At 59.5% G+C, this 14,894-nt stretch carries 17 protein-coding genes, 1 tRNA gene and 1 pseudogene; 7 read left to right on the forward strand and 12 right to left on the reverse strand.

The genetic code is table 11. The features are described from left to right. Positions 1-15 precede the first annotated feature (15 nt). From FJ548_RS07230 to FJ548_RS07240, 3 genes are all read right to left on the reverse strand, one after another. Complete coding sequence (locus tag FJ548_RS07230; RefSeq protein ID WP_181168730.1) at positions 16-423, reverse strand: DUF930 domain-containing protein; 408 nt, start codon at positions 421-423, stop codon at positions 16-18. Positions 424-479: 56 nt separating this feature from the next. Then, positions 480-1,178, reverse strand: coding sequence for a DUF2161 family putative PD-(D/E)XK-type phosphodiesterase (locus tag FJ548_RS07235; protein WP_140606903.1), 699 nt, complete (start codon positions 1,176-1,178; stop codon positions 480-482). A gap of 162 nt (positions 1,179-1,340) precedes the next feature. Continuing rightward, on the reverse strand, positions 1,341-2,138 hold the full coding sequence (locus tag FJ548_RS07240; protein WP_140777512.1) for a sterol desaturase family protein: 798 nt from the start codon (positions 2,136-2,138) through the stop codon (positions 1,341-1,343). Positions 2,139-2,487: 349 nt separating this feature from the next. On the opposite strand from FJ548_RS07240, the gene FJ548_RS07245 reads away from it, so the two are divergent. Further along, the gene (locus tag FJ548_RS07245) at positions 2,488-2,721 is read left to right on the forward strand and encodes a hypothetical protein (protein WP_140606901.1); all 234 of its coding nucleotides are present in this window, start codon (positions 2,488-2,490) and stop codon (positions 2,719-2,721) included. A gap of 276 nt (positions 2,722-2,997) precedes the next feature. On the opposite strand, the gene FJ548_RS07250 is transcribed toward FJ548_RS07245, so the two are convergent. From FJ548_RS07250 to FJ548_RS07260, 3 genes are all read right to left on the reverse strand, one after another. Then, positions 2,998-3,633: an SDR family oxidoreductase gene (locus FJ548_RS07250; RefSeq protein WP_140777513.1), complete on the reverse strand. Its 636-nt coding sequence runs from the start codon at positions 3,631-3,633 to the stop codon at positions 2,998-3,000. 152 nt (positions 3,634-3,785) lie between these two features. Then, positions 3,786-4,754, reverse strand: coding sequence for an alpha/beta hydrolase (locus FJ548_RS07255; protein WP_140777514.1), 969 nt, complete (start codon positions 4,752-4,754; stop codon positions 3,786-3,788). Positions 4,755-4,852: 98 nt separating this feature from the next. Further along, positions 4,853-5,800 (reverse strand): alpha/beta hydrolase, encoded by a 948-nt coding sequence (locus tag FJ548_RS07260; protein WP_210242646.1) that lies wholly within the window; start codon positions 5,798-5,800, stop codon positions 4,853-4,855. A gap of 155 nt (positions 5,801-5,955) precedes the next feature. Here FJ548_RS07260 and FJ548_RS07265 point away from each other — a divergent pair, with 155 nt between their 5' ends. Beyond that, on the forward strand, positions 5,956-6,849 hold the full coding sequence (locus tag FJ548_RS07265) for a LysR family transcriptional regulator (protein WP_140606897.1): 894 nt from the start codon (positions 5,956-5,958) through the stop codon (positions 6,847-6,849). A gap of 305 nt (positions 6,850-7,154) precedes the next feature. Here the strand turns inward: FJ548_RS07265 and FJ548_RS07270 are convergent, their stop codons facing one another. The 4 genes from FJ548_RS07270 to FJ548_RS07285 all read right to left on the reverse strand — a co-directional run bounded on the left by FJ548_RS07270 (position 7,155) and on the right by FJ548_RS07285 (position 10,010). After that, entirely contained in the window at positions 7,155-7,703 is a 549-nt protein-coding gene (locus FJ548_RS07270) for a hypothetical protein (protein WP_140777516.1), read from the reverse strand. Between the two features lie 531 nt (positions 7,704-8,234). Then, positions 8,235-8,324 (reverse strand) — tRNA-Ser (locus FJ548_RS07275). A 79-nt stretch (positions 8,325-8,403) separates the two neighbouring features. Beyond that, positions 8,404-9,558: a site-specific integrase gene (locus FJ548_RS07280; protein WP_140698421.1), complete on the reverse strand. Its 1,155-nt coding sequence runs from the start codon at positions 9,556-9,558 to the stop codon at positions 8,404-8,406. Next, positions 9,555-10,010: a hypothetical protein gene (locus tag FJ548_RS07285; RefSeq protein ID WP_140698418.1), complete on the reverse strand. Its 456-nt coding sequence runs from the start codon at positions 10,008-10,010 to the stop codon at positions 9,555-9,557. Before FJ548_RS07285 ends, FJ548_RS07280 begins: the two co-directional genes overlap by 4 nt. A 123-nt stretch (positions 10,011-10,133) precedes the next feature. Between FJ548_RS07285 and FJ548_RS07290 the strand changes: the two genes are divergently transcribed. From FJ548_RS07290 to FJ548_RS07310, 4 genes are all read left to right on the forward strand, one after another. Then, the gene (locus tag FJ548_RS07290; RefSeq protein ID WP_140698415.1) at positions 10,134-10,340 is read left to right on the forward strand and encodes a helix-turn-helix domain-containing protein; all 207 of its coding nucleotides are present in this window, start codon (positions 10,134-10,136) and stop codon (positions 10,338-10,340) included. A gap of 214 nt (positions 10,341-10,554) precedes the next feature. Continuing rightward, positions 10,555-10,911, forward strand: coding sequence for a hypothetical protein (locus FJ548_RS07300; protein WP_140698409.1), 357 nt, complete (start codon positions 10,555-10,557; stop codon positions 10,909-10,911). Beyond that, positions 10,911-11,678 carry a helix-turn-helix domain-containing protein gene (locus FJ548_RS07305; protein WP_140777517.1) on the forward strand — a complete coding sequence of 256 codons (768 nt, stop codon included), beginning with the start codon at positions 10,911-10,913 and terminating at the stop codon, positions 11,676-11,678. Before FJ548_RS07300 ends, FJ548_RS07305 begins: the two co-directional genes overlap by 1 nt. Further along, on the forward strand, positions 11,675-11,968 hold the full coding sequence (locus FJ548_RS07310; RefSeq protein ID WP_140698403.1) for a DUF6074 family protein: 294 nt from the start codon (positions 11,675-11,677) through the stop codon (positions 11,966-11,968). Before FJ548_RS07305 ends, FJ548_RS07310 begins: the two co-directional genes overlap by 4 nt. Positions 11,969-12,152: 184 nt before the next feature. On the opposite strand, the gene FJ548_RS07315 is transcribed toward FJ548_RS07310, so the two are convergent. After that, the gene (locus tag FJ548_RS07315; RefSeq protein WP_140777518.1) at positions 12,153-12,812 is read right to left on the reverse strand and encodes a recombinase family protein; all 660 of its coding nucleotides are present in this window, start codon (positions 12,810-12,812) and stop codon (positions 12,153-12,155) included. Between the two features lie 120 nt (positions 12,813-12,932). Beyond that, a pseudogene (locus FJ548_RS30315) lies at positions 12,933-13,294 on the reverse strand (IS3 family transposase); the annotation flags it as partial. A gap of 535 nt (positions 13,295-13,829) precedes the next feature. On the opposite strand from FJ548_RS30315, the gene FJ548_RS30690 reads away from it, so the two are divergent. Next, positions 13,830-14,894, forward strand: a 1,065-nt coding sequence (locus FJ548_RS30690) for an Ig-like domain-containing protein (protein WP_210242647.1), incomplete at its 3' end; no start/stop codon positions are given.

Genomic DNA, 14,894 nt, shown 5'->3' on the forward strand with positions numbered 1-14,894 from the left:
GAACTCGCGAAAAAACTAATCGTAGAGATTGTACTTTGCCCAGTCGCCCTCCGGGATCTCATCGCCGATTCGGTAGCGGAGCTGGAGAACTTGCATATGGTCCGGTCCCGTCTGGCACTTGAATTTCAGCCGGTACCACTGTCCTTTGCTGCGGAACGCCGCACCCGGGCTCCTGATCGCATCGGCGCTCATCTCGGGCGTCGCGAAGGCGTAGGCGACGACGCGATCGGCTTTGAACTTGCGGTCATCGTGGGTGATCCGATCCAGAACTTCGGCATCGCACCGCTGCTCGAGGCGGGTTTGCGGATCAAGTTTCATCAGCCCGGCACGCAAAGCATTGTCCATTGCGCTGGCCGGGAAGGCCAATATCAGCGACGCCACGGCCACCATGCAGAGTGTCTTCATGGGCGGGACAAGCACCATATTTTGTCTGAAAAATCAACAGAGAGGGGCACTTCATGCCCGGCAAATCCCGGCATTCAGGGGGGCGGCGCAATCAAAATCTCGTGTCGGACTTCGTCATGCGAGACCGGGGGCCAACGGACCAGCGAGGCGCGGCCGGCATCCGTGAGATCGTAGAGGCCACGGTCGACGCGCGCGAACCAGCCATAGACATTATGCTGCAGGATTTTCGGCGCGATCGGCGTCAGGACCTTCAGATCGCGCGGCCGTTTGGGACCATCGGCCATTGCGGCCGCGCAGGCGAGGGCGCTTTGGCGGTAAGCGGTCATGATCGGATTGCGCGACCCTCCGCCCGCGACAGGATCGCCGCGGCGGCGCTGATGCTCGTCGACAAGGCGGGAGCGGCGTCGAGCGTTCTTGCGCGGCGCAGGCGCAACCGGACTGAGAAGCACCTCGATACGGTCAGTCGCGGTCACGCCAAGCAAACCGAAGCCGAGCCGGCGGCAGAGGTTGCGGAACCTGGCGTCGCTTTCGCGGCCCTTGCCCCGCGCCGACATGCGCGCCGCCAGCCATACTTCGTCGCAAGCCGCCGCGCGGTCGACGCCTTGCAGCACCAGTTCGAGATTGAATTGCAGTTTCAATTCGCAGATGACGACGACCGCCGGCTCACCTTCGCGCAACGCGACGATGTCGCAGCCGCCAATTTCCCCCTTCACGACGAAGTCGAGACTTTCGAGGAACCGCTTCACCGGCGCATAGAGTGAGGTCTCGTTCATGTCTCAAGGCTTAGCCGATTCGACGCCAAAAGCCTTCCGGATGTGGAGGCTGGAATTTTGCCGGCAGCGGCCAAAACCGGCTCTCGACGCAGCGTCTGCTGCCACAAGGCGACACGGCAAATGTCGATTGGCCATGGGTCCTGCGTTCTCGATGCTAGCTCGTCAGGCCTCGGTGCTCGGCTGGGCTCGGTTCGAAACTTTCCTGCGGGGCCGGAGCGGATAGCCGACCTGTCCGAAATAGCTGGCAGGGATCGGATCATCGACGCCATACTTTTCCGGCGCCTTGTTGCCGGTGGCATTGTAGGTGCCGAACAGCACGTCGAGGAGGGGCAGTTGCCCAGCGAAGTTCTTGTCATAGGCTTCGCGCTGGTTGGCATGGTGCCAGCGATGGAACTGCGGACTGGCGATCAGCCACTTCAAGGGGCCGAACGGAACCCGCAGGTTTGAATGAACGAGCATCGTGTGCCCAAAGTAGATCATCGAAAAGACGGCGATCGAGGCCTCGGAGAACCCAAGGAGAAAGATCGGCATCAGCGATATCGCCTTTGTGGCAATCGCGTCGACCGGGTGGGAGTGGAAAGCGCCGAGCCAGTCCAGTTCCTCAATGCCGTGGTGAACCGCATGGAACTTCCAAAGCGCGGGGATTTCGTGGAAGGCGCGATGCGCCCAGTAGACACCGATGTCGGTGATCAGGATGATTTCCGCAACCTGCAGCCAGACGGGCTGACCGCTGACGGCTCGCGTCACCGATTGAGGGACAAGGACTGCGGCGACGTGGAGGACAACGGCCGCCATCATGACCATGGCCACCTTTACGATGAAGGCGTTGAACATCAGATAGATCAGATCGACATCGAAGCCCTTGCGAAAGATCTTCTGCGGCCGCTCGGCGAACAGATGTTCGAACGGAATGAAGATCAATGCGCAGATCAGCAGCGCCTTGATGCCAAAGATATCCATTCACCCGCCTCTATCGCCTTGTCTGTCGCCGGCGCGGTCTGCGCCTGGGCTTCTGAACAGAAGCACATCTCTCCTTTCCAAAGGCTTGATATGGGCTTTGGGGTCGTGTTTGCGACGGGCAGTGCGACAGCGGCGCCCGCCATTGTCACATAGGTGTCGCAACAGGGCGATATCTGGCGAGCGCGCGGTTTGCGAACGCAGCGCGACCCGCGTCCTCCCAGGACTAACCCCTCCGGTTCCCTGCCGGTGGGGTTTTCTATTTCAGGTGCTATCTTGTGCAGGTTCCATCTTGGCAGCCGCGAATGATCCTTGCTATTGTGGCCTCACGGTCAGCACAGGACACCCCGTCATGGACGCAAGTGAAATGAGTGCGATCGGCGACACCCTCATGAGGATCGTCACGCCCGACATGTCTCCCAAGCAGCTTGTCAAGGCAGCTCAGAAAGCGCATCCCAACGCCTCGAAGAAGGACATTGCCAGAGCGGCCTTCTTTTCGATCATCGCAAACGCGGATCAGGATATAGGCAAGGCCAAGAACCTGCAGGCATTCGCGATCGCCGAGCGCACCCAGCAATCCGACTGAGCAATCGCCTGGCGTCGCGCTGGCTTGCCATCGCCGCGCCCTTATCGCCGCGGATTGCTTGCGGGTAGTGCAGGATGGCGATGAGAACTCGTCTACGCCTTAGCCCTCTAAGATGCCAACTGAAGATCAGCCGGAACTCATTGAAATCGCGTCTGGTTTTCGACCGACTTGTCCTGCTCTGTCACGCTCTTCTGACTGTTTCGAGGATGGTAGCTCACGACGCCGGGCCGCGCTGGTTGAGGAGCGTTCTGCCTCCTCTAAGCAATAGCGGCAACTTTACATGAAATAGGGCTTCTCGCCGTCGGTCCCGGGCTTGTTGACGCCAATATTGCCGCGCAGGTGCAGGCCCGGCGAGCGGATAATCTTCACGATCAGATCGGCCACGCTCTTGCGCGAGACGACGGTACCCTTGAACGGCTCATTCCGCCGCGTCAGCTTACAGTCCACTTCATTCTCATCCATCAGCCAGGCAGGGCGGATAATGGTGTATTCCAGCCCCGATGCCTCGATGGCATCGGCGGCGCGGCGGAAGGGTTTCAAATCCTCGCCGATGGTCGTGTTGTTCCACTCGCCGAACTTGCCGGGCACCTCATCGTAAATTCCCAGTGACAGGATGAAGATCAATCGGTTGACGGCCGCCGCCCGCATTGTGGCGATGACGCTTTTTGCCTGTACATCGAGGTCTTCGCCGGTCAGGTTGGCATAGACGATGTCTTGTCCTTTCACCGCCGCACCGAGTTGCGTGGCATCCAGCACGTCGCCCTGAATGACGGAAGCGTTGGCGGGCACTTCCACCAGCTTGGCGGCGTTGCGAGCGAACAACGTCAGCCGCACATCATCCTCGCCGGCCAGCATCCCGATGGCGTGGCGGGCGATTTGTCCGCTTGCGCCGAGAATGAGCACCTTCGTCATTTTCTTCTCCTCATGAAACTGTCTGGAGCAGGCTCGAAGGCCGATCGCGCCTGTCCTATGCGACGTGCTCATTGGCACCAGAGTTCATCTCCGGCCCCATCCATTCGCCAGGCGGACGAGCAGGGCCGGCTAATACCCTCGATCAAATATGCTTATTCGGCTGCTTCGCGTCGGCGTGCGGCGACCGGCTCGTTCAGATGCTTTTTGAAGAACGGAATAAGCTTTTCGAGCGCCATGCCCACCGGCTCGGGCTTGTCGTAGAGGTCGTAATGCGACCAGTCTTCCAGCGAGACCAGTTGACGGTCCTTCGAGCCGGTCGCGCGGCCATATATCTCCATGCCGTCGCCATAGGCTCCGAAGGCACCCACCTTCTGGCCGACCACCACCATGACGGGCTGCGTGAGGAGCGTCTCGGCAAAGGCGAACGCGTCCCAGGCGAGCGCCTTCTGCGCATGTGAGAATAGCATCCTGGTCGCACCACCCGGCTTTTGGCCGCGCGGCGTCTTGTAGTAGTCCGTCGCCTCGAAAACGTCCCGCTCGGTCAAGCCGTTCTTGGTGGCTTGCTCCGGACTGGCGGGCAGCAACTCATTGACTTGAAGCTCGCCGCCGCGAACCTCCTTGGTGCGTTGCGCCGCCATCGCTTCGAGCGCGCCGAGCGGATCGTATTGGCTGAAGCCTTCACGGAACAGCCGGCCGATGTTCACGCCGGTGATGCTGACCACGGCCTTGATGCGCTTTTCGGTCAGGGTGGCATTCACCGCATAGCCCCCGCCGCCGCAGACGCCGAGCACGCCGATGCGATTTTCATCGACATAGGGAAGCGTCACCGCATAGTCGATGACACGGCTGACATCCTCGACCCGCTGCGTCGGGTCCTCGATCCAACGCGGCGATCCACCGGATTCGCCCTGGAAGCTGGCGTCATAGGCGATGACGACGAAGCCCTGCTCGGCGAGCGCCTTGCCGTAGACATTGCCCGAGGTCTGCTCCTTGCAACTGCCGAATGGATGAACGCTGATGATTGTCGGGTATTTCTTCGACTCGTCGAAGCCCGGCGGAAACAAGATGTTCGCCGCGATGTGCCAGGCCATGTCGGGGTTTTGGACTTGGCCGGATTTCATGGAGTGCTCTCCTGACTGAATACCGGGCTGTCCGCTCACCCGCTGGGAGCCGCTTCGGCGCTGGCGCAGCCCGGCGATTGGGGTTCGGATTTGCGGTGTTACTCCGCTGCGGCCTTCGCAGCATCAGCGGCGTTCAGCTTCTGCTGGAAGAAGGGCGCGAGCACCGAAACAGCCTCGTCGACGTATTTCCGACCGTCATAGAGTTCCATGTGATTGGCGCCCTCGACGACATGGAAGGACTTGTCCGTGCTGGCGGCGCGATCGAACAGGTCGTCGCTCATCCACTTCGAACCCGCCATGCTCCCAGCCACGATCTGTATGGGCTGGGTCAGGTAGACATCCGCCATATGATAAGCATCGTAAGTGATGATCTGGTTCAGGCTGCGCAGCGTCGCAAAACCGGGTGCGGTTGCGCATTCGGCGCGCGGCGTGTGGTAGTACTCCCAGGCCTGACGGAGTTCCTCGTTTGGCGCGTCCCTTTCCGTCAATGGCGCGAGCGGCATGGTCGCAACCGCGGCGCCACTGGCATCCGAGGTGCGGGCGTTCGAGCCGGCCTCGATCAGCGGCAAGGCGTCGATCGACCGGACGGTATTCTGCCAGCCGTTCCGGAACATCGAGCCGATGTTGACGGCGCTGACGGTGCCGATGGCCTTGATGCGGCGATCCTGGATCGCGGCATTCGCCGTGTAACCCGCACCAGCGCAGATGCCCATCGCACCGATGCGGTCCTTGTCGATGTAAGGCAGCGTGATCAGGTGGTCGATGACAGCGCTGACGTCCTCGGTGCTGATGTAGGGATTTTCGAGCTGGCGCGGTTCGCCGCCGCTTTCGCCCTGGTGGGAGCGGTCGAAAGCAATGGTGACGAACCCTCGTTCCGCCAGCTTCTTGGCATAGGTGCCGGCCGTCTGCTCCTTTACGCCGCCGCCGGGATGCGAGACGACGATAGCGGGATAGCTGCGTTTCTCGTCGAAGCCTGCGGGGAAATTGATGACGGCCGACATGGTGATCGTCTTGTTGTTCGAATTGGCGAAGCTGATCTTGTCCATTTCCAGTCTCCTTCCGTTGAAGCGCGCGGCCCGCCGCGTTGAACGCGAACGGTACGTTTGGTTTTGAACGCCCTTGTGAATGAACAGAATCTAGCGCAGAAAGATTGCACGAATTAGGCGGTTAATTCTTATTAGGTCTATCATTGAGATGATGAATGCGGCGGGATGAAATTGCCGATCTGGCGGCCTTTGTAGTCGTTGCCGAGGAACGCAGTTTCACCAAGGCGGCTCAACGCCTCGGCATGGCGCAATCCGCGCTCAGTCAGATCGTGAAGCGGATCGAGGAACGGCTGGGAATGCGGCTCCTGTCGCGTACGACGCGCAGCGTGGCGCCCACTGAGGCGGGCGAGCGGCTGATCGCGACGCTTGGTCCCATGCTGCACGACCTGGACGCCGCCATCGCCTCGCTCGGCGAATTGCGCGACCGCCCGACCGGAACAATCCGTATCACCACCGTCGAGCACGCGGCTAAGACCATCATTGTCCCGGCCATGAAGCGGCTGCTGCCGGGTAACCCGGACATCGCGGTGGATCTCACCGTCGACTACGGCCTTGCCGATGTCGTGGCTGATCGCTTCGACGCTGGTGTCCGGCTCGGCGGGGAGATGGCGAAAGACATGATAGCGGTGCGTATCGGGCCTGACATCCCGATGGCGATCGTCGGCTCGCCGGATTATTTCCGCACGCACACTGTTCCGAGTTCGCCGGCGCAACTGATCGATCATCGTGCGATCAATTTGCGGCTACCGACTTCCGGCACGCTGAATAAATGGCGATTGATGCGCGGCGGCCGCGAGACGCGGGTGAGGGTCGACGGGCCGCTCGTCTTCAATACGATCGACCTGATCCTTGATGCCGCGCTCGACGGCCACGGCCTCGCCTATTTACCACTCGACCAGGTGCAGCATCATTTGGATGGAGGCCGGCTGGTGCGTGTGCTGAGCCGGTTCACGCCCGATCTGCCGGGCTATCACCTCTATTATCCACACCGACGGCACGCTTCGTCCGCCTTCACCCATTTTGTGGAGACACTGCGCTTCCGGGCATAAATGCTTGAGCGAACACCCCCTGAAACAAGACATCGTGCGGCAATCGGCGGTGATTGGCGCGCTCGGAGGTGCACTGGAGTGGTGGCAGATATGGGACGGAACATATTGGAAGGTGTGCGGGAGTGATTGGTTTGAACGAACGCCCCGGCATCGTCAGGCGGCAGAGGGAGCTCGCCCTTGGTAAGGGAGTGATCTACCACTGATTTTCTCCGCAGCATCAGAGACTTGCTCGTTTGCCAGCTTTGGCGCCGGTGTGAGCTGATGCACGAGTAGTGCTCGCCCGGTCGCTTCGGCGGCCGGGCTTTCTAATCGCTCCATTGGATCTTGGCCTTGCCGCGAAGATGTCGCGTCTCGGCAATATACCGTATTTGAGCAATGCTGGCGGCCTGCTCCACGACAGGGGCGATAGCGGCGATCAAGGCGTCGACCGAAGAGGTGCAGTGCTTAGGCCCGGCGATCGACAGGTTGAAACCGGTTGGATAGCGCAGATCATGATCCTGATTGATATGTGCGAGGCCTTTGGCCAGCGGCTTCATCAACTCGTCGGTGATGACTAGGCCGCGCCGCTCGCATTCGGAGAAGATGTAGTCAATGTCGTGACCGAAAGGCTTGCGGCCCATTTCTCGCTTGGAGACGCCCTTGAAGGCCAGATACGACTTCAGGATGACCTCAACGGCGTGGGCGAGAAGGAAATAGGCCGGATAGCTGAGCCCCGGCTGCTCTTGCTCTGCAATGATTTGGAATGCCTGGTAATAGGAGCGGCCTCGGGTCAGCAATTCGCCTGCGAAATTCCCAAGCGGCTGGGGCATCTCCCACAGCTTTGCGGATACCTGTTTGAGGCCTGCCGCCGCCATTGCTCGAGCCCTACTGACTGGTCAACATCAAGATGCATACGGCCATCACTTCACTAATTGTCATGGTGTCGGAGACGCAGGGCGGGGCATACGTCGCCGCCACGCAGGCTTGGACGTCAACGGCATTCGATAGGTAATCTTTGCCCGTGGAGGTGGTTGTCCGGAGGAGCAGGTCGTGAACAAATCCCGCACGATCGGTCACTGTGGACGAGTTATAATTCTCACACGTCAACGACACTGTTAGCCCGCCAAAATCATCAGCCAAACACGGCTGGGCAGCGAAGGTTAAGAGGCAACCAGCAACTGCGGCCTTCCACATGATCGTCCCCCATTCCTACCTCTTGCTGATACTCGCAGGAAAGAATTGGCGCCGCAATTGGCACCGGGCTGTCGATGATCGGGAAGGACAGAGGGGATATCGTTGCCGGCTGAGACGCATGTTCGAGGATAAAGCCGAGTGGGGAAAAAGTGGGGACCGGTTTCGATCGTTCCCTTTTTCTGTCGTTCTTTCAGAGGCTTGCGCAAAATATCTGGCGGAGGGAGTGGGATTCGAACCCACGATGAACTTGCGCCCACGCCGGTTTTCAAGACCGGTGCCTTAAACCGCTCGGCCATCCCTCCGAACCTTGATTTCGTTAGCTTTTTTGGACTTTCCAGCGGGATTGTTGTGCCGCTGCTACCATTTTGCTACCGAACGTGCTCAGGGCTTGGGCTTTACCGCGCTCCGGATCGCCGCGTCAACCTGCTCGGCAGCATCAGCCTGCATTCCAGGCATCACATGCGAATAAAGGTCCAGCGTGATCCCGATCGTGGAATGCCCAAGGCGCTCGCTGGCAACCTTCGGATGAACGCCGGCCGCAAGCATCTGTGACGCGTGACTATGGCGAAGATCATGGAAGCGGATGCGTGGAAGGGTTGTCTTGCCGATGATGCGCACCCATTCATGCGTCAAGGAACGAGGCTGGATCGGACTTCCGTCAAACTGTGCAACCACAAAGCTTTCGGCCTCGGGCCGGATGCCGAGCCGGAGTTGTTCCTCCGCCTGGCGCGTCTTATGCGCCTTCAGCTCGTCCAGAACGGTCAACGACAATGCTACGGTCCGGGCGCGGCCAGATTTCGGCTCTTTGTAGCGAACGCCTTCCTTGGTCTGCTCTGCACTTTCCACGATGGAGAGTTGCCGGAGATTGTCGCCAAGCTCGACGTTTCGCCAGCGAAGCGCAAGGATTTCGCCACGTCGCAACCCGCACATGACCGCCAGGAGGGTAGGGATGAACATGCGGGTCGGCCGGATCGCCTCAATCAACTCCGCCGTCTGCGCAGCATCATAGGCTAGCATCTTCTTGCGTTCGACCTTCGGCGGCGTGGTCGCCGTGGCTGGGTTCCGGGAGAGGCGTTCCCACGTCAATGCCTGCGACAGGGCTTTGATGAGCACGCGGCGCATGTGATGAACTGTCCGGGGTGAAAGCCCACCCTTGCCGTCCCGGCGGCCTTCTGTGAGGGCCTTAGCAAGTGCGCCGTCGATCCTGTCGGTTTTCAACTTCGCGAGCGTCACGTTGCCTAAGAGCGGAGCAACGCCCTTCTGCAATATCTCGGCATAACGCTCATGTGTTTTCGGAGCGACCGACGGCTTGATGAAGTCGAGCCATTCGTCAAGGAACTCTGCAATGGTCTGCTTGGTCGGTTCGACGTAGCGCCCGTTTTTGATTTCAGCGACTAGCCGGGCGCATTCCTCCTGCGCCTGCCGCTTCGTCCCGGAGAAGCTGTGCCACTTGCGCCGGCGCTTGCCGGCTTCGTCATAGAGGTCAAGGACGATCGCCCATTTGCCCGGACTGCGCTCTGTGATGTGGCCCTTCATTTCGTAGTGACCTTTTGCGGCTGATGAGTGGAAACATCCGCGAGTAGGGCCTCTGTATATTTGCCGGCCTCATCAATAGGGCCTAAGCGCCACATTCGCCCGGCTTCGTCGATTGCACCAAGCAGCGCGGCTAACGTGTGCTGTGCACCCGCCGCTTCTCGAAGTTGTTCGCCAATTTTCACCCGGCTAGCCGTCGGTTGCTGTTCAATGCCGGACTTTGAAATTTCGTTGGCGATGCAATCTATTTTGTCGACCGCCGCGTATGCCTCTCGCGCCAACGTCTGCGACACTGCATCGAAATTGCGGCCGATTTGAACAAGCCGTCTGACAGCTTCCGCACGGGTTCCGACCCTGTTGTTGAGACGCCAATCGTCTATTGCAGCAATTTCCTCCGGCGAGATGAGCATGTGTAAGCGCTCAGTCTTTTCTCGCCCCTTGTATCCCTTCGGCATCTTTTTGTCCCGATCTGTGATGAGATGTGGAATATGCACATATTTCTATTGCCTGCAATCCCGCCGCGTCCTATGTCGAATATGCGCATATTCGTTCAACCGCCTATTCAAGGACATAACCAAATGAAACTAGATGAAGCACTCTCCCGCCCGACGCTCTCGGTTCCCGACGCCGGGGCGGTGTTCTATGGCTTAAGCCGAAACGGCTCCTACGAGGCCGCCAAACGGGGGGACATTCAGACGATCCGCATAGGCCGCAAGATCGTAGTGCCGGTGGCTCCGATCGCAGAAAAGCTTGGCCTTCGGCCCAACCTGGGGAAGGCGGCGTGAGCGAACTTCCCCCCGACATTCCTCGCGGCGCTTCGACGGGCCTTTCACACGATCACAGTCGCGCAATTGATGAGTGCGCGCTCTTCCTAGCGACGATGCCTCCACATAGCCGGCCAAAGCCATTGGTGCCCGCTCTTAAGGCCATGTTCGGCCTCTCAGCCGCAGAAGCTTGTGAGGCGATCAGGCACAGCCATCTGATCAAGGCGAGGGCGGCATGAATACGGCCAATCTCAGCATGGGCTCTGACTTTGTCGACATCGACGCGATAGACGCGGTCGACACAATTTGCGGGTTGATCGAGGATTTCCGCAACCAGGCGTTCCTGCGTCTGTCGACCTCGGCCAAGTTGGCTCGCGTGGCCGTTGAACTAGCCTACCGGGAAGGCTCGCCCAACCCGATGCCAATTTCGCACCGCTGGCTCGTCAATCATGTCGGTTGCGCCCGGATGACTGCCGCCAAGGCTCTCGCTGAGTTGGTCGATAGCGGCTTCCTAACGGTGGAGGCTAAACGCACTGGTCGGGGTGCTGCCTTGCACCGGTTGACATGGCTGTCGAGCCGGAAAGCTGACTGATGTCAAAGCCAAAGACCATCAACAAACTGTTCGCTCTCCAGAGCGCATTGCGAAATCGCAGGCTCTCGCCCGGCACGGATGCCTTGGTGCTGTCGATCCTCATCGAATACCAAAATCCCGCCCAAGGCTACAGCTGGCCGTCGATCGAAACAGTTGCGGCCGTCGCCGGGCTCAAGGAACGGGCGACCCGGATGTCCATCCGGCGGCTCGAAGACGCGGACTACATCCAAACGCGTCTTGGAGGAGGTCGCAACAAAACGAGCAGATACCGTGTGTGCCTTGAACGCTTCGACGAGGCCCCGCTAAAGGAACCCATTCAGATCGCCGCAAAAAGGCGGCATGACAATGCCGGGTTTGAAACCGCATCCGTTCCTAAATCGAATTCTGAAAACCGGCACCGTGACGCAGAAACCCGGCACGATGACGACGCCAAACCCGGCACGACGATGCCCCCGAAACCTTCTTATGGAGCCCAACCTACCAAGAAACCTTCAGCTGGCGCTGCATCGAACAGCAGTTCGACGCGCCATAGAAACACCCCTGCCGCCGACCTCAGAAAGGTTGAAGCCGCGCTGAAGTCGGCTCGTCAAGCGGGTCGATCCTTCCCCGCCGACAACATGGTCAATGTCTACCGCTGGCTTCGTACAGTTGCCGGGGAAGACGACGACTATACCTGCGGTGATCCGATCGCCGGTTGGGCGCATCGCCTCTCCGAAGAGCTTATTGCATTCATGGACAGAGAAACGTTTGCGAGGGCCGCAGCATGAAAATGACCGACGATACGATCGTTACAATGGCAACTGTCTTTGCCTTCCCGGCCAAAAGGCAGACTGGGTTGATCCGTAGAACTGTCGATGTTCTAGACGGCAAAAGTGGTGAGCGCTCTCTCGGTGAGCCCTATCTTCAAAGAACTGCCGATAGGATGGCGCGCCGAATGGCGGTGGCAGGGATCGACTGCCTCACAATAGCAAGGGAGGTCGCTGCGTTTCGAAGAGCCGTCGAGGATGAGAGTTTCCGGCGGCTGCTCGACAAAATCGGGCAGAGGGTGGCCAAGTAGCAGCTCGGATGAAGAAGGCTGAATTTCGCTGCCGTCAAATGTTTTTTATTCCGATTTTCCAACACGCGCCTCGTAGCCAAAGAGGTAGCAATGTCAGCCGCTTATGCCGCGCGGACTGGTTGGAATTAACGGGTGTTTTTACAGTGTTTTGCGCACCCGCGAGGAAAATACCCTTTTAAAGCGCTCACAGCCGACCCAAAACCTTCTTCACAGCGGCGTGCGAAAGGCGAAAGCCGTCGCCCGTCACAGTCTGGGCAATCGAGCGTAACGAGACACCCTGGCTGCGCAGAAGCCGCATCTTTTCGATCGCTGCCTGTTCTGCCGGTACCTCGACCAGGGCGCCACCGTCGGCGTCGACGCTGAAGCCGAATGGGCGGTTCCCGCCGAGATAGCGACCGCGCTCTCGCTGATCGGCCTTTACCTGGGCGACGCGCTCGCGAATTCGGTCGCGTTCGGCTTCGGCGAAGGCTGCGGCGATCGTCAGGAACAGCTTGGACAAGCCGTTGCCGGCGATGTCGCCGCCAAGGTCAAGAAGATGCAGCTTGATGCCCCGCTTCTTCAATTCCTCCACTACCCGCAGAGCGTCGAGGGCCGACCGGAAGAGGCGATCGAGCTTGGCCGCGACCACGATGTCGCCCGCGACCAGTTTCCCGAAGAGTGGGCCGCCGGCCGGACGATCGGTAACAGGGATCGAACCGGAGACGCCTTCCTCGATAGCGATCTCCACAAGCGTCATGCCGTGCATATGCGCGTAGCCCTCAATCTGGCGTCGCTGCACTTCAAGGTTCTCACCTTCATTCGCCTGTTTCGCGGTCGAGACGCGAGCGTATCCGTAAACAGCCATTCCATCATCCTTGTAAACGCGTAAACGTGCGGCGAGGAATAGCAGATGTCGAAATGGGATGTAAAGGTGCTAAAGCAGGTTGACAAAATGATCGGCAAGACGTGCTGACAAGCCGCCTCGAAGGAGGTTGTCCGATACTCCCGAGCGCTGGACAGTATATTTCGGAAACCCACGGCGGCGCTTCCAAGCAAAGTAGCCCATTCTCCCGCATGAGCCGCTCGATACGATGCTGGCCGCAGGCCGCAGGAGAGGCCCTCCGCCAGAACATCGTGCCAGACGCGACGTGCACCATAGATTCGGTTGCGGCTCTTGAAGCTTCGGTCGATCTTTGACAACGAGAATGTCGTCATGCAAGAGCGCTGGGACGCGATTAGGCTAGGCATGGCAGCCTAAAGAGGGGATGCATCCAGAGCGTCGCACAGCCATGCCACCGGCCAGATGTTCCGGTGCTTCCCGATGAGCGCGAACATCATGTCACTTCCCGTTCTCGGAGGGCAATGACGGCCGGGTCATTCGTGAAATCCGTTTCTTGCCGGCCTTACGACCACGCTTCACATAGCCATTGCCCTGGCTGCCATCGGGCATGCCGAACGGTTCGTTTGCCCGGTACGAGTCTTATTGTTTTATCTATTACTAATAAAGAGAGTTGACACCTTGTATCCGCAAGAGCAATTTGGAATTGAGGGAAAGAATGGGTGGGAATGTTGCCGGTAGCATTGCGCCGCGCAGTGGTTGGCGTAGATCAACCGACTGACTTTCTTGCTTTGAAGCGAGACAACCTGGTGGGGCGGTAGCTTTGCCGAGTCTGGCGGAGCTATTGCCTTGGCAAGGGTCACGTGCGCACATGCTTTGTTTGTGGTGCTCTCAGCCTCTCCGGTTGGCGGCCCGATAGACAACTCGCCCACTGCTGGCTCTTCAGCCTTGTTAGTAGGCGAGCACGCCCGTGGCGGTCTCCACGAACTGCACAAGCAATCATGACCTGAGATCGGTCCCACGCGGAACCGAAGGGGGAGAACTATGGCCACTATCAACGGGACGAACGGCAAGAACACCATCACCGGGACTGCTCTGGACGACGTCATCAATGCCTTGGGCGGCGACGATATCGTGTCGGCAGCAGGCGGCAACGATCAGGTCTACGGCGGCGACGGCAACGACAAGCTCAGCGGCGGCATTGGTAATGACCTCTTACACGGTGACGCTGGCGACGACCTCCTGAACGGTGATGACGGGAATGACACGCTCTATGGGGATGCTGGAGCGGACGATCTCAGAGGGGGGCTGGGCAACGACTTCCTGTATGGTGGGATTGGCAACGACAGTCTCCGTGGAGATGAGGGCGACGATACGCTGAACGGTGGCGATGGAGCGGACATCCTCGATGGTGGTGTTGGGAATGATAGCCTCGATGGCGGTTCGGGTTCGGATCAGGTCAAAGGCGGCGGCGGCAATGACCTCCTAATCTACAACGCCACAGAGAACGTTGGAGCCAGCGATGTCTACGACGGCGCCGGCGATACTGACACGCTCCGCCTCGATCTGACGCTCGCCCAGTGGCAATCGGCAGCACTCCAAAGTGATATTGCTCGCTATCTCCAGGTGCTCGCCAAAGGCGGCGCGGAAGACTTCGTGTTCACTGCCTTCGGCCTGGACGTAAAGAATGTCGAAATCCTGAAGGTCTTCGTTGATGGCGTAGAGCAGAACCCTGTCGATGAGGCAGTCGTGGCCCGGGACGACGCGTTCGGGGTTACGGAGGACACAATCAGCCTTACCGGCAATGTCTTAGGCAACGACTCCGTCCCTGACCTTGTCCTCAGTGTTGCAAAGACGTCGAACCCGTCCTACGGCTCCGTTGTGCTCACGACCCCGAGCGGCAATTTCACGTATACGCCGAACACAGCGATCCTCCAGACTCTGGCCGCCGGCGAGTCCCTGACTGACTCTTTCACCTACAAGGTGACGGACTCTGATGGCGATGCTTCAACGGCAACGGTGACGATCACCGTCACCGGCACCAACGACGCGCCGGTGATCACGGTAGCCGGCGGCGACAGCGCCGCCAAGACGCTGGCCGAGACCAAT

The sequence above is a fragment of the Mesorhizobium sp. B2-4-17 genome (assembly GCF_006441275.1).
Taxonomy (GTDB): Bacteria; Pseudomonadota; Alphaproteobacteria; order Rhizobiales; family Rhizobiaceae; genus Mesorhizobium.